Source organism: Curtobacterium sp. MCLR17_036 (assembly GCF_003234445.2).
GTDB lineage: Bacteria > Actinomycetota > Actinomycetes > Actinomycetales > Microbacteriaceae > Curtobacterium.
On the sequence record NZ_CP126269.1, the window covers coordinates 3,133,806 to 3,160,742 of the forward strand.

General features: G+C 72.3%; 28 protein-coding genes and 1 tRNA gene. 12 read left to right on the forward strand and 17 right to left on the reverse strand.

The window, feature by feature from the left end:
* Positions 1-30: 30 nt before the first annotated feature.
* From DEI99_RS14685 to DEI99_RS14705, 5 genes are all read right to left on the reverse strand, one after another.
* Positions 31-909 (reverse strand): amino acid ABC transporter permease, encoded by an 879-nt coding sequence (locus tag DEI99_RS14685; protein ID WP_284180876.1) that lies wholly within the window; start codon positions 907-909, stop codon positions 31-33.
* A gap of 4 nt (positions 910-913) precedes the next feature.
* Positions 914-1,741, reverse strand: a complete 828-nt coding sequence (locus tag DEI99_RS14690) for an ABC transporter substrate-binding protein (RefSeq protein ID WP_284180877.1) — start codon at positions 1,739-1,741, stop codon at positions 914-916.
* An 82-nt stretch (positions 1,742-1,823) separates the two neighbouring features.
* Positions 1,824-2,342, reverse strand: coding sequence for a cupin domain-containing protein (locus DEI99_RS14695; protein WP_284180878.1), 519 nt, complete (start codon positions 2,340-2,342; stop codon positions 1,824-1,826).
* Positions 2,339-3,700 carry an amidohydrolase family protein gene (locus DEI99_RS14700; protein ID WP_284180879.1) on the reverse strand — a complete coding sequence of 454 codons (1,362 nt, stop codon included), beginning with the start codon at positions 3,698-3,700 and terminating at the stop codon, positions 2,339-2,341. Before DEI99_RS14700 ends, DEI99_RS14695 begins: the two co-directional genes overlap by 4 nt.
* Positions 3,697-5,379 carry an adenosylhomocysteinase gene (locus DEI99_RS14705; protein WP_284180880.1) on the reverse strand — a complete coding sequence of 561 codons (1,683 nt, stop codon included), beginning with the start codon at positions 5,377-5,379 and terminating at the stop codon, positions 3,697-3,699. Before DEI99_RS14705 ends, DEI99_RS14700 begins: the two co-directional genes overlap by 4 nt.
* A gap of 49 nt (positions 5,380-5,428) precedes the next feature.
* Here DEI99_RS14705 and DEI99_RS14710 point away from each other — a divergent pair, with 49 nt between their 5' ends.
* From DEI99_RS14710 to DEI99_RS14725, 4 genes are all read left to right on the forward strand, one after another.
* Positions 5,429-5,692: a glutaredoxin family protein gene (locus DEI99_RS14710; protein ID WP_111041245.1), complete on the forward strand. Its 264-nt coding sequence runs from the start codon at positions 5,429-5,431 to the stop codon at positions 5,690-5,692.
* A gap of 140 nt (positions 5,693-5,832) precedes the next feature.
* Entirely contained in the window at positions 5,833-6,111 is a 279-nt protein-coding gene (locus DEI99_RS14715) for a GlsB/YeaQ/YmgE family stress response membrane protein (protein ID WP_071262614.1), read from the forward strand.
* 104 nt (positions 6,112-6,215) lie between these two features.
* Positions 6,216-7,175 (forward strand): aminoglycoside phosphotransferase family protein, encoded by a 960-nt coding sequence (locus tag DEI99_RS14720; protein ID WP_146247081.1) that lies wholly within the window; start codon positions 6,216-6,218, stop codon positions 7,173-7,175.
* A 70-nt stretch (positions 7,176-7,245) separates the two neighbouring features.
* Complete coding sequence (locus tag DEI99_RS14725; RefSeq protein ID WP_146247082.1) at positions 7,246-7,668, forward strand: hypothetical protein; 423 nt, start codon at positions 7,246-7,248, stop codon at positions 7,666-7,668.
* Between the two features lie 94 nt (positions 7,669-7,762).
* On the opposite strand, the gene nadE is transcribed toward DEI99_RS14725, so the two are convergent.
* The 5 genes from nadE to argG form a co-directional block, all read right to left on the reverse strand.
* Positions 7,763-8,590, reverse strand: coding sequence for an NAD(+) synthase (gene nadE / locus DEI99_RS14730; RefSeq protein WP_111041248.1), 828 nt, complete (start codon positions 8,588-8,590; stop codon positions 7,763-7,765).
* 25 nt (positions 8,591-8,615) lie between these two features.
* A complete protein-coding gene (locus tag DEI99_RS14735; protein ID WP_181434389.1) occupies positions 8,616-8,783 on the reverse strand; it encodes a hypothetical protein in 168 nt (55 codons plus the stop codon).
* 516 nt (positions 8,784-9,299) lie between these two features.
* Positions 9,300-9,929, reverse strand: coding sequence for a copper resistance CopC family protein (locus DEI99_RS14740; RefSeq protein WP_111041249.1), 630 nt, complete (start codon positions 9,927-9,929; stop codon positions 9,300-9,302).
* Between the two features lie 41 nt (positions 9,930-9,970).
* A complete protein-coding gene (locus tag DEI99_RS14745) occupies positions 9,971-10,126 on the reverse strand; it encodes a hypothetical protein (protein WP_181434390.1) in 156 nt (51 codons plus the stop codon).
* Between the two features lie 399 nt (positions 10,127-10,525).
* Positions 10,526-11,968: an argininosuccinate synthase gene (gene argG / locus DEI99_RS14750; RefSeq protein WP_111041250.1), complete on the reverse strand. Its 1,443-nt coding sequence runs from the start codon at positions 11,966-11,968 to the stop codon at positions 10,526-10,528.
* Between the two features lie 110 nt (positions 11,969-12,078).
* Here argG and DEI99_RS14755 point away from each other — a divergent pair, with 110 nt between their 5' ends.
* Positions 12,079-12,633 (forward strand): RNA polymerase sigma factor, encoded by a 555-nt coding sequence (locus DEI99_RS14755; protein WP_111041251.1) that lies wholly within the window; start codon positions 12,079-12,081, stop codon positions 12,631-12,633.
* On the forward strand, positions 12,630-13,502 hold the full coding sequence (locus tag DEI99_RS14760; protein WP_111041252.1) for a hypothetical protein: 873 nt from the start codon (positions 12,630-12,632) through the stop codon (positions 13,500-13,502). The genes DEI99_RS14755 and DEI99_RS14760 overlap by 4 nt, the downstream gene beginning before the upstream one ends.
* Before the next feature lie 227 nt (positions 13,503-13,729).
* Here DEI99_RS14760 and DEI99_RS14765 read toward each other — a convergent pair.
* From DEI99_RS14765 to DEI99_RS14785, 5 genes are all read right to left on the reverse strand, one after another.
* Positions 13,730-13,804, reverse strand: a tRNA-Arg gene (locus DEI99_RS14765).
* Positions 13,805-13,817: 13 nt separating this feature from the next.
* A complete protein-coding gene (locus DEI99_RS14770; RefSeq protein WP_111041253.1) occupies positions 13,818-14,921 on the reverse strand; it encodes an epoxide hydrolase family protein in 1,104 nt (367 codons plus the stop codon).
* Positions 14,922-15,070: 149 nt separating this feature from the next.
* Positions 15,071-15,565 (reverse strand): HNH endonuclease, encoded by a 495-nt coding sequence (locus DEI99_RS14775; protein ID WP_111041254.1) that lies wholly within the window; start codon positions 15,563-15,565, stop codon positions 15,071-15,073.
* A 354-nt stretch (positions 15,566-15,919) separates the two neighbouring features.
* The gene (locus DEI99_RS14780; protein ID WP_111041255.1) at positions 15,920-16,945 is read right to left on the reverse strand and encodes a C40 family peptidase; all 1,026 of its coding nucleotides are present in this window, start codon (positions 16,943-16,945) and stop codon (positions 15,920-15,922) included.
* Between the two features lie 240 nt (positions 16,946-17,185).
* Positions 17,186-17,881 (reverse strand): iron-dependent transcriptional repressor DtxR, encoded by a 696-nt coding sequence (locus DEI99_RS14785; protein WP_111041256.1) that lies wholly within the window; start codon positions 17,879-17,881, stop codon positions 17,186-17,188.
* Positions 17,882-18,067: 186 nt separating this feature from the next.
* Here DEI99_RS14785 and serC point away from each other — a divergent pair, with 186 nt between their 5' ends.
* Positions 18,068-19,183: a phosphoserine transaminase gene (gene serC, locus DEI99_RS14790; RefSeq protein ID WP_111041257.1), complete on the forward strand. Its 1,116-nt coding sequence runs from the start codon at positions 18,068-18,070 to the stop codon at positions 19,181-19,183.
* 90 nt (positions 19,184-19,273) lie between these two features.
* Here serC and DEI99_RS14795 read toward each other — a convergent pair whose 3' ends face one another.
* Together DEI99_RS14795 and DEI99_RS14800 are read right to left on the reverse strand one after the other, a co-directional pair.
* On the reverse strand, positions 19,274-19,990 hold the full coding sequence (locus DEI99_RS14795; protein ID WP_111041258.1) for a DUF3027 domain-containing protein: 717 nt from the start codon (positions 19,988-19,990) through the stop codon (positions 19,274-19,276).
* Between the two features lie 4 nt (positions 19,991-19,994).
* A complete protein-coding gene (locus DEI99_RS14800; RefSeq protein ID WP_071262627.1) occupies positions 19,995-20,372 on the reverse strand; it encodes a cold-shock protein in 378 nt (125 codons plus the stop codon).
* Positions 20,373-20,481: 109 nt separating this feature from the next.
* Between DEI99_RS14800 and DEI99_RS14805 the strand changes: the two genes are divergently transcribed.
* From DEI99_RS14805 to DEI99_RS14825, 5 genes are all read left to right on the forward strand, one after another.
* On the forward strand, positions 20,482-20,727 hold the full coding sequence (locus DEI99_RS14805) for a multidrug ABC transporter ATPase (protein ID WP_284180881.1): 246 nt from the start codon (positions 20,482-20,484) through the stop codon (positions 20,725-20,727).
* A 28-nt stretch (positions 20,728-20,755) separates the two neighbouring features.
* Positions 20,756-22,522 (forward strand): helicase-associated domain-containing protein, encoded by a 1,767-nt coding sequence (locus tag DEI99_RS14810; RefSeq protein ID WP_111041260.1) that lies wholly within the window; start codon positions 20,756-20,758, stop codon positions 22,520-22,522.
* Between the two features lie 48 nt (positions 22,523-22,570).
* The gene (locus tag DEI99_RS14815) at positions 22,571-24,268 is read left to right on the forward strand and encodes a DNA repair helicase XPB (protein ID WP_111041261.1); all 1,698 of its coding nucleotides are present in this window, start codon (positions 22,571-22,573) and stop codon (positions 24,266-24,268) included.
* Positions 24,269-24,319: 51 nt separating this feature from the next.
* On the forward strand, positions 24,320-25,015 hold the full coding sequence (locus DEI99_RS14820; protein ID WP_017888045.1) for a response regulator transcription factor: 696 nt from the start codon (positions 24,320-24,322) through the stop codon (positions 25,013-25,015).
* Between the two features lie 66 nt (positions 25,016-25,081).
* Positions 25,082-26,785: a sensor histidine kinase gene (locus DEI99_RS14825; RefSeq protein ID WP_111041262.1), complete on the forward strand. Its 1,704-nt coding sequence runs from the start codon at positions 25,082-25,084 to the stop codon at positions 26,783-26,785.
* The last annotated feature ends 152 nt before the right edge of the window (positions 26,786-26,937 follow it).

Below are 26,937 nucleotides of genomic sequence, written 5' to 3' on the forward strand. Positions count from 1 at the left end.
CGCGGCCCGCGCCCGCCTCGGATCGCTCGCTCACACGGTCCCTCCGATCTGCTCGCGCCGCTGCTGCCGACGCGCGATCGCGTCCGTGACGCGGATCAGCGGCAGGCTGATCACGACGAAGAGCAGGCCCGCGACGAAGTACGGCGTGAAGTTGTAGGTCTCGGCCTGCGCGATCTGCGCGGACCGGACCGCGTCGACGGCACCGAGGATCGACACGAGGCCGACGTCCTTCTGCATCGACACGAAGTCGTTCATGAGCGCCGGCGTGACCTTGCGGATCGCCTGCGGCAGCACCACGAGCCGCAGCGTCTTGACGTGCGAGAGCCCGAGCGACCGGGCGGCCAGGCGCTGCGAGGGGTGCACGGCTTCCATGCCGGCGCGCAGCACCTCGGCGATGTACGACGAGTAGGTCAGGATGATCGCGACGGTGCCCCACACCTCGGCGGGCAGCCGCGGGAACACCCCGAGGCCCGGGATCCCGTACCCGACCAGGTACAGCACGATGATGAGCGGCAGGCCGCGGAACAGGTCCGTGTAGCCGGTCGCGAGCATGCGCAGCGGGAAGAACACCGGGCTCCGCAGGCCCCGGACCACCGCGAGCAGGGTGCCGAACACCGCGACGCCGATCGCCGCGAAGAACAGGATCCGGACGTTCAGCCACAGGCCTCGCAGGATCGAGGGGAACGTGTCGACCGCGGTCTGCGGGTCGAAGAACGACTGCTGCACCGCAGCCCAGCCGGGGGTGTTCACGACGCCGAACCAGGCGATCGCGATGACGACCAGCGTCGACACCACCGACACCACGATCGAGCGGCGTCCGCGCTGCCGACGGTACAGCCGGCGCTCGAGCTCGACCTGGCTCGGCGCGGGAGCGGCGACCGGGGTCCCGGCGCCTGCTGGCACGGTCACGGAGCTACTTCAGGACCGGGGTGTTGGTCTCCGAGGAGAGCCACTTGGTCTGCAGGTCGTCGAGGGTGCCGTCGTCCTTCAGCGACTCGAGCGCCTCGTCGACCTTGCTCGTCAGTTCCGAGCCCTTCGGCAGGACGAAGCCGAACTGGTCGCCCTTGCCGTCCGACGGGAACTGCGCCGAGACCGTGCCGTCGTCGAGCTGCGCGGCCGCCATGTAGAACGCCGTCGGCAGGTCGGTGACGATCGCGTCGATCTGGCCCGACTTGAGCGCGAGCACGGCGTCGTCGTTCGAGTTGAAGACCTGCGGGGTGACCCCGAGGACGCTCTTCACGCTCGCGATCGAGGTCGAACCGGTGGCCACGCCGATCGTGTCCTGCTTGAGCGCGTCGACGGTGGTGGCGTCGGCGGCCTTCGAGGTGCTCGTCGTCACCACGGCCTGCGTCGTCGTGTAGTACGCGCTCGACATGTCGACGGCCTTCTTGCGCTTGGCGTCGATCGAGAACTGCTGGACGTTGAGGTCCCAGTCCTTCGGCCCCGGGGCGATGGCACTGTCGAAGGTGCTGCGCTTCCACACCACGTCGGACTTGCTGTACCCCAGCTCCTTCGCGACGGCGTAGGCCACGGCGGACTCGAAGCCCTTGCCGGACTCCGGGTCGTTGTCGTCGATCCACGGCGAGTACGCCGGCTCACCGGTCGCGATCGTGAGCTTGCCGTCGGTGACGGTGCCGTCGGCGTTCGAGCCACTGTTGCTGCTGCCCGAGCACGCCGACAGGGCGAGGGCGGCGACCGCGGCGGTGGCGACGGCGAGGGTGAGACGGAGGGAACGGGTCACGGTCGGGCCTTCGTGCGAGGGGGTGGGGGCAGGTCGAAGTGTACTTCGCGGTGGGATACCACGGCGAAACGGTGTCGCGGCGCTACTCGGCAGCGGTGGCCGCGTCGTCCGCCATCGTGAAGTCCTCGAACGAGAAGCCCGGCGACACGAGGCAGCTCAGCAGCACCTCGCCGTCGCCCGGGAGCGTCCGCTGCCACACGCCGCCGCGCACGAACGCCTGGGCGTCGTTCACCCGGTCACGGCCGGCGTCCGGGCCGAGGGTGATCGTCGCGCCGGGCTCGGGAGCGTCGCCGTCGCCGCCGAGCTGCAGCTCGACGGTGTCCGGCCCGTGCCACATCCAGATCTCGTCGCTCGTCACCCGGTGCCAGGCCGAGGCCTCGCCCGGGGGCAGCAGGAAGTGGATCAGGGTGGCGGCCGGACGGTCCCCCGCGGGGGTGGTGACCGTCGCCGGCGAGGTCCAGGTGCGGACGTACCAGCCACCCTCGGGGTGCGGTTCCATGCCGAGGGCGATCGCGCGCTTCGGCACGTCGAGCCACTCGATCAGCTCTCCGGTGACGGTTCGGCGTGCGGCCGTGCCGGGGCGGGGTGCGGTCTCGTTCATCGTTCCTCCACGGGACGGACGGGTGGGACAGGGGTGGGTGCGTGGTCGACGGCGCGGACCTCGCCGCGGATCACCGTGGCGGCTGCGCGCCCCGCGCCGTCCTCGACGAGTTCGGCGAGCGCATCGGGCACGGTCCGGGCGTCGACGTCGAAGACGGCCAGGTCGGCGCGCGCGCCCACGGCGAGGTGGCCGATGCGGTCCGGCCCGACGGCCAGCCCCATGGCGTGCGCGCCGCCGAGGGTCGCCGCTGCCAGGAGCCGCTCGTGCAGGTCGCGGTGGCCGTAGCCCTGGGCGCGGGCGATCCGGTGCAGGGCGGTGACGTCGGCCATCAGGTCGAGGGACGGCGACGACGACAGCGAGTCGGTGCCGATCGCGACGGGGCTGCCCTCGCGCAGGTAGTCGGCGACGGGCGGCGGGTCGAGGCCGATGACGGCGTTCGACCGGGGGCAGAGCGCCACCGCGGTGCCGCGGGCGCGCAGCAGCGCCCGGTCGGCGGCGGTCACGTACACGCCGTGGGCGATGTGGCAGTCCGGACCGAGCACGCCGAGGCGGTCGACGAAGGCGGTCGCGCTCGCCCCGAACCCGAGCGCGCGCATGGCGCGGAAGGACGGGGCGTTCGCCAGGTGCCAGTCGCTGCCGTGCCCGACGCCGTCCACGCCCTCGAGCCCCGGGACGGGACCGAGGGCGGTGCGCTCGCCCTCGAAGGCGGCCTCGCCGAGGTGCAGGTGCAGGCGCAGTCCGCGCTGCCGGACGATGTCGGGGAGTTCGAGGAGCGGCGCGACGTCGAGCGAGTACGGCGCGTGTGGCGAGAGGCCGGCGCCGGGTGCCGTCGGGATGCGGTCGAGCTCATCGAGCACCTGGTCGCGACCGTGCGACTGCCAGGCGTCGTTCTCCCAGTCCATGACCTCCCAGTACGCGATGCCGCCGAGTCCGGCGTCCTGCAGGGCGGTCGAGGCCTCGATGTCGGTGACGATGTCCGCGATGCTCGTCACGCCGGCCAGGATCGATGCCCGCGCCCCGTCCGCCGCCTCGGCCCGCCAGTCGTGCGGTTCGGCGTAGTCGACGTTGAACGCTGCGGCCCAGTCCTCGAACCCGTCGTACTGCCGCTGCCCGACCCCGGACATGCCGGTGTACTGCAGGTGCGAGTGGGCGTTCACGAGTCCGGGCAGGAGCGCGCCGCGCCACCGGCGCTCGGTGAACGGTGTCCCGTCGAGCTGGTCGACGACCCACGAGCGGTCGCCGACGTGCAGGATGCGGCCGTCCTGCACGGCGACCGCGCCGTCGGCGATCGGCGGCGCGGTCATCGGGACGACGACGCGCGCCGAGTGCACGGTGACCGGCCGCTGTCCCGCGTTCACGTCGGGTCCCCGAAGCGGTGCGTCCGGACGTCCGGCTCGCGGTCCGCCGGCTGCTCAGGAAGGCGGACGGGAGGAACGGCTCGGCTCCCGAACGCGGCGAGCGCCGCGCGGGCGGTCGCGTCGTCGACCGCGGGGTCGATCGGCACGACGGCGCGTTCCAGCTCGTCGCCCCGCTCGAGGAGCATGCGGACGGCGCCGAGCTGCACGGCGAAGGACAGGTCCATGATCTCGACCGGGTTGCCCTCGGCGGCGGTGGTGTTGATGCAGCCGCCGTCGTCGAGCACGATCGGCCCGCCGTCGGCCCCGGGGAACACGAACCGCTCGGCCTTCGGCCCCACGTGCCGGCGCCGCGCCCCGGCGGCGAGGGCGTCGTCGACGGCGATCTCCTGGTCGACCCCGCCGGCCACGGCGACCACGGCGCCGTCGGCGCAGGCGCGGAGGACGTCGAGGTCGATGGTGTCCGGCACCCCGGTGGCGCTGACCACGAGGTCGGCGCCGGGCACCGCCTCGACGAGGGGTGCCACGGCGTGACCGGCGAACCGCGCCTGCAGGGCGCGGACCGGGTCGGTCTCGGCGACCGTCACCCGGAACCCGAGGGCGGTGAGCACCATGGCGACCCCCTCGCCGACGGGGCCGAACCCGGCGACGACCGCCGTGCCTCCCGGCCGGACCCGGTGCGCGCCGGACGCGAGCCCGTCGACCAGGTCGAGCACCGCGAACACCGTCGACTGCCCGGTGCCGTACCGGTTGTCGAAGGACGTCTTGGTGCGCGCGTCGTTCACCGCGATGACCGGGATGCCGAGCTCGCCGCGCGCCGCGAGCATCCGCAGGGGCCGCAGGCCGCTCGTGGTCTCCTCGGCGGCACCGAGCATCGTCGGCAGCAGCTCCGGGCGTCGCTGGTGGGCGAGCCGGATGACGTGCGAACCGTCGTCGAGCAGGACGTGCGGGGCGGTGTCGAGCATCGCGAGGGCCAGCTGCTCCTGCTCGGGGAGCGTCGCCGTGCTGCTCGCGAAGACCGTCAGCCCGGCGGACCGCAGCGCGTCGGCGACGGCGTCGTCGGTCTCGTCGGCGTGCGCGTAGACGACGACCTCGGCACCGGCATCGCGGAGCAGCAGGCTCAGCACGGCCGTCTTCGGCTCGAGGACCATCGCGACGCCGACGCGCGTGCCGCGCAGGAGTCCGCCGTCGCGGAGCTCCGCGGCGACCGAGCGGGCGACCGGCATCGACCGTCGCGCCCAGCGCAGGCGGGCGTCGGCGGCGGGGTCGTCCTCGGGGTCGCGGCCGGTCGACACCAGGAAGACGTCGTCGGAGAGCACCGGGACGGCGAGCACGCCGGGGCGGGCGGGTGCGACGGGGCCGAAGGCGTCCTCGTCGACGGCGGGCAGGTGGCGACCGGCGTCGACGACGATCAGTGTGGTGCCGCGCGGGCGGTCGGCGGCCTGCTCGATCGCGGGCGTCGAGTCCTCGGGCGTGCCGAGGCACCAGAGCTGGTCGACGGTCTCCTGCGGGTCGGCGGCACGGGCGCCGAGGCCGGTCAGCAGGGCGTGCAGTGCCGCGACGTCCCTCCGGTCGCCGCCGACGATGCGGAACCGCCGAGCGGCGACGAGCAGGTTCGTCGCCGCGGCGAAGCGCCGGACGGCGGCCGATGCCCACGACAGCGTCTCGGGGTCGGGTGCCATGGTGCAATCGTAGGGAATGCGCCGACCCCGTCTGACGTACCCTCTGGGCATGAGCGATGCGACGACCCCGACGGTGACCATGTTCGGTGCGGACTGGTGCCGCGACTGCCGACGGTCGAAGGCGCTGCTCGACACCCTCGGGGTCGACCACGACTACGTGGACGTCGAGGCGGACCCGACCGCGGCCGCACGTGCCGAGGAGATCAGCGGGCGGAAGAACATCCCCGTCGTCGTGCTGCCGGACGGTCGGCACTTCGTCGAGCCGTCCGACCAGGAGCTCCGGACGGCGCTCGAGGCCGCCGGACTGGTCTGACCGTCGTCTTTCCCGTGTCGGTCTCCGGGCCGGTCGTCAATGAAACCGAGAGGCTTCCCAGGGAACTCGGAGTTGAGTCGGGCGTCGGCCCTGACTCCGGCAATCCATGCCGCGGCAACCGCATCCACGAGGAGGAAACCGTGCTCGGTCTCATCATCAGCCTGATCATCATCGGACTCATCGCCGGCGCGCTCGCGCGGCTCATCGTCCCCGGCAAGCAGCACATCTCGATCCCCATGACCATCCTGCTCGGCATCATCGGCTCGTTCGTGGGCGGGTTCCTCGGGTTCCTGATCTTCCAGCACGACCCGATGGACGGCTTCTTCCAGCCGGCCGGCATCATCGGCTCGATCATCGGTGCGATCATCGTGCTGCTGATCTGGACCCGTTTCGCCGGTCGGGGCGCGAAGACCCGCTAGTCGGCACCCCTGCACCACCGAACGCGCCCCGTCCGAAACGGGGCGCGTTCGTCGTTCCCGGGTGGTGCCGCTCAGGTGTGGGCCGACCAGTAGTGTCGTCCGGCATGGGGCGGACAGCATGGACCGACGTGCCGGTGGGACTGCGGGAACGGGTGGGACGGGTCCTCGGCGGGCCGGTGGTCAGCGCGCGGTCGCAGGCGAACGGGTGGTCGCCGGGCAGCGCCGACCGGGTCACGACGGCGGACGGCCGTCGGGCCTTCGTGAAGACGGTCTCGCGCTCCCGCAACGCGGACGCCTTCACCATGCACGGCCGCGAGGCCCAGGTGGTGGCACAGCTGCCGGCGACGGTGCGGGCACCCCGCCTGCTCGACGCCCTGACCAACACGGTCGACGGTGACGACTGGATCGCCCTCGTGCTCGAGGACGTCGACGGCGCGCACCCCGGCGCTGCGGGCGACGGCTCGGACGTCACGGCGGTCCTCGACGCCCTCGACACGCTCCCCCTCGCCACCGGTGCGTTGGCGCACCTGCCGCGCATGGCCGAGGACCTGGGCCCCGAGTTCGCCGCATGGGACCGGATGCTCGGCGACGGTCCCCACGCGCGACGGGCCGCCGAGGTCGTCCCCGCGCACGTCCTGCAGGCCGGTCCGGCGATGGCCCGCGCCGCGACCCGCGCCGCCGCGATGGTCGACGGCGCGCACCTCGTGCACGCGGACTGCCGTGCCGACAACCTGCTCGTCGACCCCGCCGGGCGGGTCTGGGTCGTGGACTGGCCGTGGGCGGGCATCGGCGCGCACTGGCTGGACCCGCTGACGTACCTGCTCGACGCGCTCGTCCGCGGCGAGGACGTCGACGTCGAGCACCACCTCGCCACGCACCCGGTGTTCGCCGGGGTGTCCGACGACGCGGTCGACGCCGTGCTGGCAGGGCTCGCCGCGCTGTTCTTCGAGCACGCCCTGCCGCCGGCACCGCCGAACATGCCGACGATCCGCGACTTCCAGCGCCGCGAGGGCATCGCCGCGGCCGAGTGGCTGCTCCGCCGATGGGCCGCCCGCTCCGCCTGAGCGCGTGCGACCCGTCCGGGGGACGCCGCTGTCCAGCAAGCGCGGCGTGCCGGAGCGTACGGTCCACTCCATGACTGATGAGCAGAGCACACCTCGTCCGGAAGACGATGCCGCACGCCTCGGTCTCGTCGTCGTCGGGGAAGCGGCGGCCTTGCACTCCGGCGACGAGGCGGCGCTGGACGCGAGCGAGCAGAACATCCGGGACACCGTCGACGAACTGGTCGACGAGCCCCTGACCCAACGCCAGGAAGAAGTGCTCGAGCGGCTGGCCGCCGCCGGGGGCACGCTCACCGCTGGGCTCAGCGGCGCCCTGGCAGCACAGACCGGTCGGAGCGTGGACGACGTGCTCGAGGGCGCCGCCCGCAGCGTCGTCTGGCAGCAGCGCCTCGCGAACGAGCGGGACGGCGCCGACGCAGGGCCGGCCCGGGACCGCGAGGACGCCGGCGGTCAGCAGCGCGACCACCGCGACGAGCAGGGACGCGACCAGGCCTGAGCAGGCACGCGTCGGTTGCGACGCGACCGACGGACAGGAGGCGCGGTGCGGGTCGGACCCACACCGCGCCTCCTGTCCGTCCGCGCGTCAGCGCCTACGCCCCGGCACGCCACCAGTCGTCGAAGGGCGTCGCCGGCACCTGGCGCTTGTGCTCGGTCGCGCGGTAGCGCGACTCGATCGCCTCGGCGACCTCGACCGGCACGTCGTGCCCCTGCAGGTAGGCGTCGATCTCGGCGTAGGTGAGGCCGAGGTTCGCCTCGTCGGTCTGCCCGGGCAGCTCGTCGAGCAGGTCAGCGGTGGGCGCCTTCTCGTACAGGCGGGCCGGTGCACCGAGGTGCTCGAGCAGCTGCCGCCCCTGGCTCTTCGACAGCCCCGTGAGCGGGGTGAGGTCGACGCCGCCGTCGCCGTACTTCGTGAAGAAGCCCGTGACGGCCTCGGCCGCGTGGTCCGTGCCGACCACCAGCAGGCCGCGCTGCCCGGCGACCGCGTACTGGGCGACCATGCGCATGCGCGCCTTGACGTTGCCCTTCACGAAGTCGCTCAGCTCGACGCCCGATGCCGCGGTGTCCTCCATGACCCCGTCGACCCCGTGCTCGATGTTCACGGTGATGCCCGGGTCAGCCGCGATGAACTGCAGGGCGAGCTGCGCGTCGTCCTCGTCGGCCTGCACGCGGTAGGGCATGCGGACCGTGGTGAACTCGGCGGGGTGCCCCTCGGCGCGCAGGGACTCGACGGCGAGCTGGGTCAGGCGGCCGGCGAGCGTGGAGTCCTGCCCGCCGCTGATCGCGAGGAGGTACCCCTTCGCACCGGTCGTGAGCAGGTAGTCGCGGAGGAACCCGACGCGTCGGGCGACCTCCTGCTCCGGGTCGATGGTCGGCTGGACGTTGAGGTCCGCTGCGATGGCGGCTTGGAGTTCACGCACGCTCCCAGTATCGCGCCGATCGGCCTCAACTGACCGGCAGGATCCCGACCGGTCGGATGGTGTTGTCGTGGTCAGCGCCGATCGCGCACGTGCAGACGACGCTGAGCATCTCGTCGCTGCTGGTCAGGCGGAAGCGCTCGACGTGCGGCGGGCCGACGTGGCGGTCGAGCGGGTGGGTGTCGTGGTCGTGCACGGCGGTCCTCTGGAGTCGTGGCGCAGGTGGTGCTGGAGGTGGGGAGGCGGGATGGCCGCGGGTCAGGTCCTGGTCGCGGGCCGCACGCTCACCCGGCCGGCGGGGTCGCTCCGTTGACGCCGCGGCGGTGAGGCCGCGGCGCTGCGCGTCCGGCAGCCAGCCGAGCAGGCGGCGCGGAGCGACGGGCGGGCGACGGAGCAGGCGGCACGCGGGCGGGCGACGGACGCGATCGGGCGCATCGAGTGTGCTCGCGTCCTCGGTCGTCGTGCCATCCCTGATCCCATCGGGCACCCGGCGTCGGCACCGGGCGACGACGGCGGTGGTGAGACGCCGTCGGGGTCAATCTACTGCCGCGCGGGCACTCCCTGGCGATACCCCCGTTGCGGGGTCAGGCGCGCGGGCGGCGCGGTGCGGACCGGTTCCGTGTTCGTGTTCGTGCTCGTGTTCGTGCTCGTGCTCGGGCTCGGGCTCGGGCTCGGGCTCGATGGCGACCGGTGGCGACCCGAGCGGTCCCGTTCACTCGACGGCGGTCGGTCCCGCACCCCGGCCGCGGCGCGCCACGAGCACGACGAGGGCGGCCAGCACGAGCACGACGCCCGCACCGAGCGCGATCCACACACCGGGAGCGATCCCCTCCGACGCTGCCGGTGCCCCGTCCGCGACGGCGACCGCCGAGGCGGACGACACGCTCGTCGGCACGCTCGGCGGGGTGCTCGCCGGGGCGGTGGACACCGGGGACGTCGGCTCGGCCGTGGCCACCGTCGTCGGCGCCCGGTACTCGAACCCGAACGAGCCGTCGATCGGGTGCCCGTCCGGCGACAGGTACCGCCAGAGCACCGTGTACGCACCGTCCTCGAGGTCGACCGCCGTGCTCATGGTCGTCCCGTCGACGGTGACGTCGCCGCGCGACGCGGACGTGCCGTCCGCCCCGGTGACCTCGATGCGCAGGCCGGCGTCGAGGCCGGCGAGCGGCGCCTCGGTGAAGGTCAGGGCCACGCGGTCGAGGGGCTCGGTGACCACCGAGCCGTCCGCCGGGTCACTGCTCGTCAGCCCGGCGTGCGCCGAGGCGGGCTGGGCGCCGACGAGGGCGAGGAACCCGCCGATGACGATCGCGAGGGCCGCTGCTCTGGTTCCACCGGTGCGCATGCCCAGATGCTACTGGGGCGCGCTCCCCCGACGGTCCGCTGTCAGAGCTGCTCGCCGAGGAAGTCGGCGTACGACGGCTCGTGGTTGAGGTCGGCCGAGGCGGCGGAGACGACGCCCGTCCCCTCGAGTCGTTCCGCCACGAGCGCGGCGAGGTCTTCCGGCGACCGCAGACCGTGGCGGTGCCAATCGTGGGGCATCCTGGCGGCCATGATGACCAGCCCTTCGTCGGGATGATGCGCATCCCGGATCCGTCCGGGTCGACCCGCTGTGCCAGACCCCACAGGACGTGGGGAGCATCGTGACGACGGATCCCTGATACCGACCCGGTACCTCCACCGTAGGGTGGCGCCCGCCCGGCGTCGAACGCGGTGCGTTTCGTGGCCGCTCCGACGCGTGTTCCGGATGGGACGGGAGGCGCGGTGCCCGCTGGCACCTGCGCCCACCCCGGCCGGTCCCGGGCCGACGCGCCAGCGCCGGACCGGCCGTGCCCGGTGGGCAGGTTCCGGGCTGACGCGCCAGCGCCGGACCGGCCGTGCCCGGTGGGCAGCTTCCGGTCCGGCGCTGGTCGCGGCGTCGGGGCCGCGTGACCGCTCGGGTCAGTCGGTCCCGGAGTCGAAGGCCGCGCCCTCGGACGCGGCATCCGTCGCGCGGTCACGCGCGAGCTCGGCGTCGGAGGACTGCACCGCACCGCCGAGGATCTCCTCGGCCTCGCCCGACTCGAGCGTGCCGACGAGGTCGCCCGTCGCACCGCCGATGAGCCCGGCGGCCGCGTACTGCTCGAGCCGCGACCGCGAGTCGGCGATGTCGAGGTTCCGCATGGTGAGCTGGCCGATGCGGTCGTCCGGGCCGAAGGCCGCGTCGCCGACGCGCTCCATCGACAGCTTGTCCGGGTGGTACGACAGCGCCGGACCCGTCGTGTCGAGGATCGTGTAGTCGTCGCCGCGACGCAGACGCAGCGTGACCTCGCCGGTGACGGCCGACGCGACCCAGCGCTGCAGCGACTCGCGCAGCATGAGCGACTGCGGGTCGAGCCAGCGCCCCTCGTACATCAGGCGACCGAGTCGGCGACCCTCGTTGTGGTACGACGCGACGGTGTCCTCGTTGTGGATCGCGTTGAGCAGGCGCTCGTAGGCGATGTGCAGCAGGGCCATGCCGGGCGCTTCGTAGATGCCGCGGCTCTTCGCCTCGATGATGCGGTTCTCGATCTGGTCGGACGCACCGAGGCCGTGGCGGCCGCCGATGGCGTTCGCCTCGTAGACCAGGGCGACCGCGTCGGGGTACTCGACACCGTTGATCGCGACCGGGCGACCGGCCTCGAAGCGCACGGAGACGACCTCGGTCGCGACCTCGACGTCGTCTCGCCAGGCGGCGACGCCCATGATCGGCTCGACGAGGTCGAGCCCGCTCGAGAGCTCCTCGAGGCTCTTCGCCTCGTGCGTCGCACCCCAGATGTTCGCGTCGGTCGAGTACGCCTTCTCGGTGGAGTCGCGGTACGGGAAGCCGCGCTCGACGAGCCACTCGCTCATCTCCTTGCGGCCGCCGAGCTCCTGGACGAACTCGGAGTCGAGCCACGGCTTGTAGACGCGCAGGCGCGGGTTGGCCAGGAGGCCGTAGCGGTAGAACCGCTCGATGTCGTTGCCCTTGTAGGTGGAGCCGTCGCCCCAGATGTCGACGCCGTCGTCCTTCATGGCGCGGACGAGCATGGTGCCGGTCACCGCGCGGCCGAGGGGCGTCGTGTTGAAGTACGTCTTGCCGCCGGAGCGGATGTGGAACGCGCCGGTCTGCAGGGCGACCAGGCCCTCTTCGACCAGGGCGCTCTTCGCGTCGACGAGTCGGGCGATCTCGGCACCGTACTCGTGCGCACGGCCGGGCACCGCGTCGATGTCGGGCTCGTCGTACTGGCCGATGTCGGCGGTGTACGTGCAGGGGATCGCCCCCTTCTCACGCATCCAGGCAACGGCACAGGAGGTGTCGAGACCTCCGGAGAACGCGATGCCGACTCGTTCGCCGACGGGGAGACTGCTCAGGACCTTGGACACGGGGTCAATCGTACGGGGCGCGCGGAGCGCGGAACCGTCCGGCGCGACGGTTGTGGAGAACGCGGGGCCGGCCGCGGGAACCGATCCGGGGCCACCGGACAATACGGAGCATGAACCAGATCACGGGGGACCGGGCCGACTGGGCCCTGGCCGTCGCCGGGGACGGGCGCGCGGTCGGCAGGGTCTTCGACCGGCACGCACCGCGGCTCCGCCGGCACGTCGCCGGACTCGTCCCCACACCGACCGACGCCGACGACGTCGTGGCGATCGTCTTCCTGGAGGCCTGGCGGAAGCGCGACCGGGTGCGGTTCGTCGACGACTCCATGCTGCCCTGGCTGCTCGTCACGGCGACGAACACCGCGCACAACACGACGCGCGCCACACGGCGTCACCGGGCCTTCCTCGGCAGGTTCCCGGTGGACGACCCCGCACCGGACCCGGCCGAGGCGTACACCGACGCCGAGGCGGTCGCGGCCCTCCGCGGACTCTCCCTCGCCGACCAGCGGGTCCTGACCCTCTGCGTGCTCGAGGGCCTCGGCGAACGCGAAGCGGCGGCGGCCCTCGGGGTCGCCCCCGGGACCGTCAAGTCCCGACTCCACCGGGCGAAGGCCCGACTCCAGCAGCAGTACTCGACCACCGCAGCACCCCTCGGAGGCACACCGTGAACCACGACCAGATCTCCCCCCGACTCGCCTCGATGCGTGACGCGCTCGTCGCCGACGTCGACGCGACGGCCCACCCCGCACGTCCGCGGCGACGACGCCCCACCCGCGGCACGGTTGCCGCGGTCGTGGCGGCCTTCACCGTCGGTGCCGGGCTCACCGGGGGGATCACGGCCGCGGCGCTCCCCGGCGCCACCGCGGACGCCGCCCGCGAGGACCTGCTCGCGACGACGACCCGCTACGGGACGGTCGCGGTCAACCACGCATCGATGCTCGGCTCCCCCGTGTTCGCCGTCACCCACGGCGACGCCTCGTTCTCCCTCGGCTCGCGGCCGGAGCGTGCGGACCGGGTGACGCTCACGTGGGAGTGCCTCGACCCCGGCACCTTCACGGTCGAGGTCGGTGGGACGACCGTCGCCGACGCCGTCGCGTGCACACCGGGGTCCGTGCCGCGATGGAGCCTCTCCCCGCTGTCCGGGTCCGGAGCGGCCGCCGTGTCGGTCTCCGGTGGCGGCGGCGCCCGCTACGCCGTGTGGGCGTCGTGGGCCCGGTCGGCACGGATCGCGCAGCCCTCGACCCAGCAGCAGGCCGCGGTCGCCGACGGGACGGTCACCCTGGCCGAGTACACCGCCGCGTTCGACCGGCTCACGGCCTGCATGGCGCAGGCGGGGCACCCGATCGGCGACGTGGCACCGTCGTGGTACGCCGACGGCTCGTGGTCGAGCACGGGCCCCGGCGCCGGCCCGTGGTACATCTGGTCGACGCCGATGGAAGCCCTCGACGTCCTCGACACGCAGTGCGCGCCGCGCGAGTTCGAACAGGTCGACGCGATCTGGCAGGGCGAGCACCCGATCCCGGACGAGGCCGGCTGATCGCGGGGATCGCCGCAAGGACTCGAACCCTGCGGCGACCTGCGGTGCCCCCGGAGGCGCTGCAGGGACTCGAACCCTGCTGGACCTGTAGTGCCACCGGAGGAGCTGCAGGGACTCGAACCCTGCGGTGACCCGTGGTGCCACCGGAGGAGTTGCAGGGACTCGAACCCTGCTGGACCTGTGGTGCCGCCGGAGGAGTTGCAGGGACTCGAACCCTGCTGGACCTGTGGTGCCCCTGGAGGGACTCGAACCCCCAACCGTTTCCTTAGGACGGAACTGCTCTTCCATTGAGCTACAGAGGCTGGCCCGTCCACTCTAGCGGCGGAACGGCCCCAGGAACGCGTGCAGCTCGTCGACGAACAGGTCGGGCTGCTCGAACGGCGCGAAGTGGCCGCCACGGTCGAGTTCGTGGTGGAACACGAGGTTCGTGGTGCGCTCGAGCCACTCCCGCGGTGCTCGCACGATGTCGCCCGGGAAGATCGAGAACCCGGACGGCACCTCGACCCTCCGTTCGAGCTGCCCGGCCGGGATCGCCGCGTTCGCGTGGTACATCCGCATCGCCGAGCCGATGGTGGCGGTGGCCCAGTACTCGGTGAGCAGCGCCAGGACCTCGTCGCGTGTGTACACCGACCACAGGTCCCCGTCGCAGTCGCTCCACGCACGGAGCTTCTCGACGATCCAGGCGGCCAGCCCCGCAGGTGAGTCGTTCAGCCCGACCGCCACGGTCTGCGGCTTGGTCCGGTGCAGCATCGCGTAGGCGCCCTCGGCGGTGCGCCACCGGGCGGTCGCGGCGACGAACTCCCGCTCGGGCCCGGACAGCGTCGCCGGGTCGAGGCCCGGCCAGGCGAGCCCGCCGTCGATGCGGTGCACGGCGACGACCCGGTCGGGGTGGTCGAGCGCCAGGTACCGGGCGACGTGCGTGCCGATGTCGCCGCCGGACACCGCGAACCGCTCGTGGCCGAGCTCCGTCATCAGCGTCGCCCACATCCCGGCCACCTGCCGGGCGTCGAGCACCTGCGGCGGTGCGTCCGAGAACCCGTACCCCGGCATGTCCGGCACGACGACGTCGTACCCGGCGTCGACGAGCATCGGCAGCACCTTGCGGTACCGCCACCCGGAGTCCGGCCAGCCGTGCGCGAGCAGGACGGGCAGGGCGTCCGGCTGCGCAGCACGGGCGTGCAGGACGTGGATGCCGATGCCGTCCACGACGACACGGCGCGAGGGCAGTGCGGCGAGCTCGGCGCGGTGCGCGTCGAAGTCGAACCCGTCGGCCCAGTACTCGACGAGCGGGCGCAGGACGTCGAGGTCCACGCCGAGCGACCAGCCGGTCCCGGCCGGCGCATCGGGCCAGCGAGTCGCCCGCAACCGCGCGCGCAGGTCGTCGATGGTCGCGTCGTCGATGTGCGGTGTCTCGCCCATGGCGGTGACGCTAGCCAGCGCGACCGACAGGCGGACGGGAGGCCCGTGGCGGCGCCGCCACGGGCCTCCCGTCCGCCGGGTGGTGAGCAGCAACGGTCGGGTCGACGGACGCGACCCGACCGTTGCTGCTCACCGAGCGGGTGGGGCCGCTACGCGGCCACGAGGTACTCGTCCCACTCGGACTGCGGGCGCTCGATGCCGCGGACCACCCACGACGCCCCGTGCGGCACCTTCGGGCGGAACCGCAGGTGCCACCCCATCTCCTGGGGCGTGCGGTCGCCCTTCGTGTTGTTGCAGGCGAGGCAGCACGCCACGAGGTTCTCCCACGAGTCCTGGCCGCCGCGCGACTTCGGCTGCACGTGGTCGATGGTCGTCGCCTGCCGGTCGCAGTAGGCGCAGCGGTTGCCGTCACGGCGCAGGACCCCGCGGCGGGACACCGGGACGAGCCGCGAGTGCGGGATGCGGACGTAGCGGGTGAGGATGATGACGGACGGTCGGTCGTAGACCGCGGTGGACCCGGTGACCGGGTGGTCGAGGTCCGCGGCGACGATGGCGGCCTTCTGGTTCATGACCAGCACGAGGGCTCGTCGGAACGAGATCACCGCGAGGGGCTCGTAACCGGCGTTGAGGACGAGAGTGCGCATGGGTTCCCTTCCGACGTGCCTGGACGGCTTCCAGGCGCTGCGGGTGCGTCGGACCGTCGACGACGAACGGGTGACCCCGACCTGCTCACACTCCCCGGAACCACGAAGAGCACCACCCGGATGGGCAGTGCTCTCGTCATGCAGGGGCGTGCTCGTGCACGCAGGCTGTGGTCGACCGTATGTCGACGCGCGCGCGCCGACCCATGGTGCGGGTCGTGCGGAACATCGACATCAGGTCTCCCTGTCCGCGCCGGTACGGACCGGTGCAGCGCCAGGTTAACCCAGAAACCGGCCCGGCACGAGGGTGCACGGACCGGTTCGGGTGGAGTTCACACGCCGGAGGGACGCTGGTCGCTAGATCCCGAAGCGGACGATGTGGTAGTCGCTCGTCCAGATCGGACGGATCGAGACGGAGCCGCCGGGCTTCGGCGCGTCCATGATCATGCCGTTGCCCATGTAGAAGCCGTCGTGCGCCTCGTTGTTGAAGATGACGACGTCGCCGGGCTGGGCCTCGGACTCGGGGATCGTGGTGCCGGCCTGGTCCTGCAGCGGGACTGAGTGCGCCAGGTTGATGCCGTGCTGGGCGTAGACGAACATCACGTAGCCCGAGCAGTCGAAGCCGGACGGGTCGGCGCCGCCGAAGACGTACGGGGTGCCGATGTACTGCTTGGCGGTTGCGACGACGGCCGGCAGCGAGAACGGCGTGTCCGCCGCGGTCGAGCTGGCCACGTAGTCGGCGGCGGACGGGCCGGAGTACGACGCGTACTGCTGGGCGGTCTGCGCACGGGCGTCGGACGTCGCGGCCGACTGCTCCTGCTGCTCGGCGGCCTCGGCAGCTGCGGCCTCGTCGGCGGCCTGCTGCGCCGCTGCCCGGCGGGCCTCTGCGCGAGCGTCGAGCGTGGCGGTCGAGGTGGCGCCGTAGCCGTCGCGGCTCGTGTCGGCCAGGGCGACGGCGTCGGAGACGGAGAGCTCCTGGCTCTGGGTCGCACGGGCCTCGCGCTGGGCGGCGGCGGCGTCGGTGCCGGTGGTCGGCTGCGAGGCGGCGAACGCCGGGGCGACCGCGACGGTGCCGAACATGCCGACGGCGACGGTCAGCACGACCGGCGCGAGGAACCGGCGCTTGCGCGACGAGGCGCTCGCCTTGGCGGCGGTCGCGTCGGCCGCGGCCTGCGCGGCGCGGCGTCCGCCGGGGAGCGGCGCGTTGCGGACGGGCACGACGGTGCGGGTCGGTCGGCCGTCGGCCTGACGCAGGGACCGCCGGGTGAGCGGTGCGTCGGTGGCGTTCTCGGTGTTCGTCAGGTTCGCGGTGTTCGTCAGGGTCGCGGCGTTCGTCGGGTTCGCGGGCGTCGGGGCGTCCGCGGCGGAACCGGTCTGCGTCAAGGGTGGGTCTCCGGCGTCTCGTCATCACGCGGCCGTGGGTACCCGGCGACGTGCAACCCCATCCGTTCGTCATCGTTTCCGATCGAGGCAGGAGACGGGTTCGAGACGTCCTGCCACGGGTCTCCACGCCAGGCGCAGCGCGGGGACTCGGACGAGTGTACGCAGGCGTCGTTACCTTGTCGAGACCAAAACGCCCGTTTGTAACGATCCGGTAAAGAAGCCCTGGTCAGGGCCGGAGGATCAGTCCCGCTCGATGTACACGTGCTGGGCGACCTCGACCGGGAGCTCGATGCCGGCGTCCTCGCCGTCGACGCGCACCGCGACGTAGGCCCCGGCGCGCTGCACGCGGGCGAGCCGGCCGGGCATCACGCCGGCGGTGCGGAGCTGGTGGAGGAGCTCCGGCTCGAACTGCACGGGCTCGCCGAGTCGGCGGATCACCCCGGTGGCGACTGCGTCCGTGCCATCGGTCGCCGCGACGATGTGCTGCACGCCGTCGAGGAACCCGGCGGCGGCCGGCCCGCCGATCTCCGCCAGGCCCGGGATCGGGTTGCCGTACGGCGACTCGGTCGGGTTGCCAAGCATCTCGAGCAGGCGGACCTCGACCTGCTCGCTCATCACGTGCTCCCACCGACAGGCCTCGTCGTGGACGAAGGCCCAGTCGAGGCCGATGACGTCGGCGAGCAGGCGCTCGGCGAGGCGGTGCTTGCGCATGACGTGGGTCGCCCGCGAGCGCCCCTCGTCGGTGAGCTCGAGGTGCCGGTCGCCGGACACGACGACCAGGCCGTCGCGCTCCATGCGGGCGATGGTCTGGGAGACCGTCGGACCCGAGTGGCCGAGGCGCTCGGAGATGCGCGCACGCAGCGGCACGATCGCTTCTTCCTCGAGGTCGAGGATCGTGCGCAGGTACATCTCCGTGGTGTCGACGAGATCGGTCACGGTCCGCCTCTCATGTCTGGGCCCAGCGGCCACCACCCTACTTGTTCGACCCGACGGGCACCGAACGACGGCCGCTGCACGCGGGGCCGACCGTCCGCGCAGCGTCCGCCTGGACCGCTCCACAGCCACCCCGTCCGGCCGGTGCAGGGGCGTCGCGACGCGGATCGGGCTGGCTAGGATCGGTGCATGGCAGACATCGTCATCCCCGCCGAACTCCTCCCGACCGACGGCCGCTTCGGCTGCGGACCGTCCAAGATCCGCGGCGCGCAGCTCGAGTCCCTCGTGACGCGCGGGGCGACGATCCTCGGCACGTCGCACCGGCAGGAGCCCGTCAAGGACCTGGTCGGCAGCGTCCGCTCCGGGCTCGCCGACCTGTTCTCGCTGCCGGACGGCTACGAGGTCGTGCTCGGCAACGGCGGCTCGACCGCCTTCTGGGACGCCGCGGCCTTCGGGCTCGTCGAGCGCCGCGCCGAGAACCTGTCCTTCGGCGAGTTCGGGTCGAAGTTCGCGAAGGCCGTCGCCGCACCGTGGCTCGAGGCACCCCACGTCGTCGAGGCCCCCGGTGGCTCGCTCGCCGCGCTCGAGACCGTCGAGGGCGTCGACGTCTACGCGTACCCGCACAACGAGACCTCCACCGGCGTGATGGCCCCCGTGGTCCGCGCCGAGGGCGACGCCGGCGCCCTGACCGTCGTCGACGCGACGAGCGCGGCCGGCGGTGTCGCGTTCGACGTGTCCGCCACCGACGTCTACTACTTCGCGCCGCAGAAGAACTTCGCCTCGGACGGCGGCCTGTGGCTCGCGCTGTTCTCGCCGGCGGCGCTCGAGCGGGTCGAGCGGATCGCCGCCTCGGACCGCTACGTCCCCGAGTTCCTGTCCCTGCAGAACGCCGTCGACAACTCGCGGCTGAACCAGACGCTGAACACGCCGGCGCTGGCCACCCTGCTCATGCTCGACGACCAGGTCCGGTGGATCAACGAGTCCGGCGGCCTGCAGTGGGCCGACACCCGCACGAAGGCATCGTCGTCGACGATCTACGACTGGGCCGAGGCCTCCGACCACGCGACGCCGTTCGTGGCCGACCCGGCCGCACGGTCGCAGGTCGTCGCCACGATCGACCTCGACGAGTCGATCGACGCGAAGGCCGTCGCCGCGACCCTGCGGGCGAACGGCATCGTCGACACCGAGCCCTACCGCAAGCTCGGCCGGAACCAGCTCCGGGTCGCCACCTTCACCGCGATCGACCCCGACGACGTCGCGAAGCTCGTCCGCGCGATCGACTTCACCGTCGACGCACTCGGCTGACGCCCGGCACCCGGACGCCTGCACCACGCGAGCCCGACGACGAACGCCCCACGGATCCCGTGGGGCGTTCGTCGTCGCAGGCGGTGCCGGTCAGTCCCGGTGGTGCTCGGGGTCGACCTCGGCCGGGTCGAGCCGGGCCGTGTCGAGGTCGTCGTCCGGGTCGACCGGGCGGACACGACGCGACCGACGGCGTGCACCGCGGGACGGAGCGGGCGCCTCCTCGACCTCGTCCTCGTCGCTGTCGCTGTCGTCGAGGGCGTCGACGTCGACCCCCTCGATGTCGTCGTCGTCGGACTCGGCGAGGTCGTCCTCGTCCGCGTCGAACTCGTCGTCATCGTCTTCGTCGTCGTCCTCGTCGTCGTCCGACTCGTCCGCGTCGTCGTCGTACTCCGCGTCGTCGTCCGCGTCGTCGTCCGCGTCGTCGTCGAGGTCGTCGTCCTCGTCCGCGTCGTCATCGTCGTCGTCCGACTCGTCGTCCGCGTCGCCGGTCTCGTGCTCCTGCGCGGCGCGGTACTCGGCCAGTCGCTCGGACCACGGCACCCACTCCGGCGCGACGAGGGAGCCGTCGCCCGGCATGAGCTCGACCTCGAGCACGGTCGGGTCGTCGTCGCCGACCTTCGCGATGCTGACGGTCCAGCGCCACCCGGGGTACCCCGGCATGCGGTTCGCGAACAGGACGGAGACGACGCCGTCGCCCTCGTCCACGGTGTCGACGACGGCACCGACGCTCGACTCTGGGGTCACCTCGAGCAGCGCGGTCCGCGCCAAGTCCGCGTAATCGGGAAGTACTGCGTCGTTCTCGGTCATGGCGTCACGCCTCCAGCTGGTCTGCGACGTGCCGCAGGATCGCGGCGATCCGGTCGCCGTTCTTCGGGTAGCGCCCGTGGCGCAGGTCGCCACTGATGCGGTCGAGTTCCTTCACCAGGTCCTCGACGATCACGGCCATGTCGTCCGCGGAGCGGCGGGACATGCGGGACAGCGACGGCTGCGGTTCGAGCAGACGGACGGACAGGGCCTGGGAGCCCTTCTTGCCCTGCACCACGCCGTACTCGAGCCGCGAACCCGCCTTGACGGTCGTGACGCCGTCGGGCAGCGACGACGCGTGCAGGAACACCTGGTCGCCGTCGTCTCCGGTGATGAAACCGAAGCCCTTGTCGTCGTCGTAGAACTTGACCTTGCCGGTGGGCATGCGTGGACTCCTCGAGGTCGTGGTACGGCCGTGGTGCGTCGGATATCCTGGGTCGATGGCCAAGCCGACCCGATCGACCGGGAACCCGCAGGATTCCGCTGAACCCCCGGTGACGTTCAATCGTACCGAACGCGCTCTGGCGTTCATGATCGGTGGGATCATCATCCTCGGCGTGCTCTGCTTCATCGCGATGATCATCATGTGGTTGACCGACTCGAGCGCCCAGGGGTCGATGCCGTGGCCGGTCGTCATGGCGATCCCGCTCGTCGGCTTCCCGATCGCCATGCTCCTGGTGTTCACGCTCCTCGGCATCACCTGGACCCGTCGGGCACGAGCCAACCGGACGGCGCGCTGACGTCCGCCCCGGACGCTGGCACCGGACGATGACGACCACCGCCGACCTGGCCGCCCGACTCCGGGCGATGCCGGACGACGCCCTCGAGCGACTGGTCGCCGCCCGGCGACTGCCCGCCGCCGCACTCGCCGAGACCGGCCCGCAGCGGATCACCGACTTCTTCGACCTGGCCGAGGCACTCCGCGCCGACGACGCGGTCGACGCCGCCGTCGAGCACCTACCCCGTGCGACGATCCTCGCGCTGCGCGACGGCGGGGACCCCGACGCACTCGGCCCGGCGATCGCGCTCGGCCTCGCCGACCAGGACGGTACCGTCGACGACGCGGTCGCCGCACGCGTGGCCGCCCACCCCGACCTCACCGCGCTCGACGAGCGGCCGGGAGGCCCGGATCACCCCCGCTCCGCCGCCGACGTCGACGACGCGGCGGCCCCGGAGCGAGCCCGCACGACCGGCGCGGAGCAGGCGTTCTCGACGATGACCGTGCTCGCCGAACTCCTGCGCGCCGTCGACGCCGGCGCCGTGCACGAGCTCGTCAAGGGCGGCATCGGCGCCCCGCTCTCGCGGACCCTGGCGGAACGCATCGGCACGGACGCCGAGCTCGTCGCCGGGCGTCTCGCGCTCCTCGAGCGGATCGGCTTCGCCGAGCCCGGCGCCGGCGACTGGACGGTGACCGAGGCCGGTCGCTCCTGGCTCCTCGCCCCCTGGCCGGAGCGTTGGGCGACCCTCGTCGCCGCCTGGTCGGCCACCCTCGGCGACGCCGTGCACCAGGTGTTCGCCCTGGCCGACGGCGACCTGCGCGACCCGGTCCCGCTCGGGCGGTGGGCCTACCCCGCCGGCGCACGTTGGCTCGACGCCGCGCTGCTCGAGGCCGTCGGCGATGCCGGCTCCCTCGGGCTGGCGGTCGACGGACTGCTCACGAGCACGGGCCGGGCACTGCTCGCCGGTGACGCCGCCCCCGCTGCCGACGACCTGCCGGGGACGGTGGAGCAGGTCTACCTGCAGCACGACCTGACCGTGATCGCCCCCGGGCCGCTCGCCCCCGTCGACGACGACGCACTCCGCAGCGTCGCCGTGCTCGAGGCACCCGGCCTGGCCGCGCGGTACCGGATCTCCGAGGACACCCTGCGGGCGGCGTTCCGCGCCGGACGATCCCGCGAGGACGTGCTCGAACTGCTCGGACGTCTGTCGTCCACCGGGATCCCCCAGCCCCTGGCCTACCTGGTCGACCAGGTGGCCGGCCGCGACGGCAGCATCGTCGTCGACCGGGGCGACGACGGTCTCGGCGCCGTCGTGCGCGGCACGCCGGACCAGCTCGACCTGGTCGGCGTCGACGCGGAGCTGCGCCAGATGGCGTGGGAGCGCAGCGACCTGACGACCCTCGTCACCCGCTACCCGCCGCACGTCGTGCACTCCGCGCTCGAGGACCAGCGCTACCCGGCCGTCCTGGCGACCGCAGCCCGCCCGGTGCGGCACCACGGGCCTCCCGTCCGGCGCAGCCATGCCGGACGCTCGCCGGAGCAGGCGGCGCACGCACTCGTCGAACGGCTCCGGCTGACGACGCAGCGCGGCGACGCCGAGCCGGAGCAGGAGTGGCTCGGACGGCAGATCGACCTCGCCGTGCGCGGACGCACACCGATCCGGCTGACCGTCCGCATGCCGGACGGCGCCGAGCGGTCGTTCTCGATCATGCCGACCTCGGTCGCGGCGGGGCGCGTCCGCGGGCGCGACACGGCCGTCGACGTGGAGCGCACGCTCCCCCTGTCGCTCGTCGTGGCGGTCGAGAGCGACGCCTGAGCCGGACCGACACCCGCACGCAGGTCGCGACGGCTAGGCTGGCAGGTCATGAACGGACCGCTGATCGTGCAGAGCGACCGCACCGTGCTCCTCGAGGTCGCACACCCCGACGCCGAGGACGCACGCCACGAGCTCGCGGCCTTCGCCGAACTCGAACGTGCCCCCGAGCACGTGCACACGTACCGCATCACCCGCCTCGGCCTGTGGAACGCGCGCGCCGCCGGACACGACGCCGAGGCGATGATCGACACGCTCGAACGCTTCGCGAAGTTCCCCGTCCCGCAGAGCGTCACCGTCGACATCCGCGACACGGTGTCGCGCTACGGGCGGCTCGTGATCCGGCGCGAGGAGCGTGCGGACGCGCCCGTCATCGCGAACTCCCCCGCCGAGGAACTCGAGCGGCTCCCCGTGCTGCTGCTCACCGCCGAGGACCCGGCCGTCCTGGCCGAGGTGATCCGGTCGAAGCGCATCAAGCCGCTGCTCGGTGACATGCGCTCCCCCTCCGAGGTCGAGCTGCAGCCGTGGGCGCGCGGGCAGGTCAAGCAGGAGCTCGTGAAGCTCGGTTGGCCGGCCGAGGACCTGGCGGGCTACACGCCGGGCCAGCCGCACCCGATCGACCTCGACACCGCCGAGTGGCACATGCGGCCGTACCAGGAGCAGGCGGTCGACACGTTCTTCGCCCAGGGCTCCGGTGTCGTCGTGCTGCCCTGCGGCGCCGGCAAGACCCTGGTCGGCGCCGGCGCGATGGCGACGGTGAAGGCGACCACGCTCATCCTCGTCACGAACACCGTCTCGGCGCGGCAGTGGCGCAACGAGCTGCTCAAGCGCACCACCCTGGCCCCCGAGGACATCGGGGAGTACTCCGGCACCGTCAAGGAGATCCGGCCGGTCACCATCGCGACCTACCAGATCCTCACCGCGCGCCGGAAGGGCGAGTACACGCACCTGTCGCTGCTCGACGCCCTCGACTGGGGCCTCATCGTCTACGACGAGGTGCACCTGCTGCCGGCGCCGGTGTTCAAGCTCACCGCGGACCTGCAGGCCCGTCGTCGGCTCGGGCTGACGGCGACCCTCGTGCGCGAGGACGGCCGCGAGAGCGACGTGTTCTCGCTCATCGGCCCGAAGCGCTACGACGCCCCGTGGAAGGAGATCGAGGCCCAGGGCTACATCTCCCCCGCGGAGTGCTACGAGGTCCGCGTCGACCTGCCCCACGAGGACCGGCTCGAGTACGCGGCGTCCGGCGACGACGAGCGCTACCGGCTCGCGGCGACCTCGCCGGCGAAGACCCCCGTGGTGCGCGAGCTCATCGAGAAGCACCGCGGCGAGCAGATCCTCGTCATCGGGCAGTACATCGACCAGCTCGACGAACTCGCCGCGTCGCTCGACGCCGCCGAGATCACCGGCGCGACACCCGTCGACGAACGCGAGCGGCTGTACGACGCGTTCCGGTCCGGCGAGGTCGACGTGCTCGTCGTGTCGAAGGTCGCGAACTTCTCGATCGACCTGCCCGACGCGACCGTCGCCATCCAGGTCTCCGGCTCCTTCGGATCACGACAGGAAGAGGCCCAGCGCCTCGGCCGGTTGCTGCGACCGAACAAGGACGGCCTGCCCGCGTCGTTCTACACGCTCGTCGCCCGGGACACCGTCGACCAGGACTTCGCCCAGAACCGGCAGCGGTTCCTGGCGGAGCAGGGCTACTCGTACACGATCCTCGACGCGGACCAGGTCCAGACCCCGGTTGGCTGACGCTCGCACCGCTCCCAGGAAACCTCGAGGGAACGGTCAGAAGATAGGACCATGAGCGATGGCCCCAAGATCCTGATCGTCGACGACGAGCCGAACATCCGCGACCTCCTGACGACCTCGCTGCGCTTCGCCGGCTTCGCCGTGCGCGCGGTGGGCAACGGGGCACAGGCGATCTCCGCCGTGCTCGAGGAAGAGCCGGACCTCATCATCCTCGACGTCATGCTGCCCGACATGAACGGCTTCGGCGTCACCAAGCGCCTGCGGTCCTCGGGCTACACCTCACCGATCCTGTTCCTCACCGCGAAGGACGACACCGAGGACAAGATCACCGGCCTCACCGTCGGCGGCGACGACTACGTCACCAAGCCCTTCTCGCTCGACGAGATCGTCGCCCGCATCAAGGCCATCCTCCGTCGCACCATGAACGACGAAGAGGACGCGATCATTCGCGCCGGCGAGCTCACGATGGACCAGGACACGCACGAGGTCACCATCGGCGACGCGCAGATCGAGCTCTCGCCCACCGAGTTCAAGCTGCTCCGCTACCTCATGCTCAACCCGAACCGCGTGCTGTCGAAGGCGCAGATCCTCGACCACGTGTGGGAGTACGACTTCAACGGCGACGCCGGCATCGTCGAGAGCTACATCTCGTACCTGCGCCGCAAGCTCGACCAGTACTCGGCCGAGCCGATCATCCAGACGAAGCGCGGCTTCGGCTACATGCTGAAGGCATCGAAGGCCTCGTAGCACCGTCAGGTCTTCACGGCGGGCGTCCGGTTTCACCGGGCGCCCGCTGTCTATCGTTGGGGCAGCATGCACACGCGAATGAGCCACTGGTGGGACGGGATCTCCCTGCGCACCAAGATCACCGGGATCACGGTGCTGCTCGTCGCGCTCGGCCTGCTCGTCGCCGGCCTCGGCACCATGACGGTGCTGTCCACGTACCTCATGCAGCAGCTCGACAACACGGTGAAGCAGACCACCGAGCAGCTCGAGGGCCAGAACATCAGCGACGGCAAGCAGTACTGCCGGCTGTCGATCGTGCTCTCCCAGAGCGCCTACGTGGCAGCCTACGACGCCGACGGCGACCAGATCTGCGAGACCAAGGCCCCGAGCCGCCCGGACATCCGCCAGGCGACGCTCGTGTCGGCCGCGCAGGCCAACCAGCGCGTCTCGCTCTACGACAGCCAGCACAACCACGAGTGGCGCGCGCAGGTCATCCCCGCCTCGCTGCAGAACCAGTCCGACGGCACGACCGAGACCGGCTACGTGCTCATCGCGGTCTCCAGCGCCGGCACCGACGAGACGATCGGCAAGTTCACCGCGATCTTCCTCGGGTTCGGCGCCTCGGTGATCCTGCTCGGCGCCATGCTCACCCGGCTGCTCGTCACCGCGACCTTCGACCCGCTGCGCGACGTCGAGGACACCGCCGCCCGCTTCGCCGCGGGCGACTTCAACCAGCGCCTGGAGGCCGACACCCCGAACACCGAGGTCGGTCGACTCAACCGCTCCCTCAACGTGATGCTCGAACGGATCGACTCGGCGTTCGAGGACCGCGAGCGCACGATCGCCCAGATGCGTCGGTTCGTCGGCGACGCCTCGCACGAGCTCCGCACGCCGCTCGTCTCGCTGCGCGGGTACGCCGAGCTGTACCGCATGGGCGCCCTGCGCAAGGAAGAGGACGTCGCCCAGGCGATGGAGCGCATCGAGAAGGAAGCGCAGCGGATGGGCCTCCTCGTGCAGGACCTGCTCCAACTCGCCCGCATCGACGAGTCGAAGCCGCTCGAGCTCGGCCCGGTCGACCTCGTCGCCATCGCCCGCGACTCCGCCCTCGACACGATGGCGTCCAACCCCGACCGCGAGATCCAGGTCCTCGTCGAGGACGCCCTGACCGGCGAGAGCGTGCCCCAGGCCGTCCGCCCGCCGTCGTCACTGTCGTCCGGTTCGTCGGACTCGCCGGCCGACACGGGCGAGGTCGCCCCGGCGTCGCCCACCTCGGCGAACACCACCGGGCCGATCGCGTTCTCGCGCCAGACCATCGCGCGCCTCCGCGCCCGCCGCACCCGGGCGATGAACATCGACGCCGGGGCCGCGCCGACCGACGAGACCACGCCGCTGCCCACGGTCGTCCTGCCGAAGCGCCCGCCGATCGTCCTGGCGGAGGAGAACAAGATCCGCCAGATCGTCACGAACCTGATGGGCAACGCCATGCGGTTCACGGCGCACGACGACCCGATCGAGATCGGCATCGGCGTGGACGACGAGCGCGGCATGGCGCACCTCGACGTCATCGACCACGGCGAGGGCATCCCCGCACAACTCCGCGACAAGATCTTCCAGCGCTTCTGGCGTGCCGACACCTCACGCGCGCGGGACACCGGCGGCTCGGGCCTCGGCCTGGCCATCGTGTCCGGCATCGTCGCCGCGCACAACGGCTCCGTCGAGGTCTTCGACACCGAGGGCGGCGGCGCGACCTTCCGCGTCTGGCTCCCCCTGCTGCCGCGCGACGCGGTCTGACGCGCGGGCGCGGGCGCGGGCGGCCTTCCCGGCCGACCGGACACAACACCCCGCTCCACCCGCCGACCGGTCACCTCCTGTCGACTGACGGCAAGCTCATCGACGGCGCGTGACCAGTCCACGGCCGAGCGACAGCGGTTCATGTCCGGTAG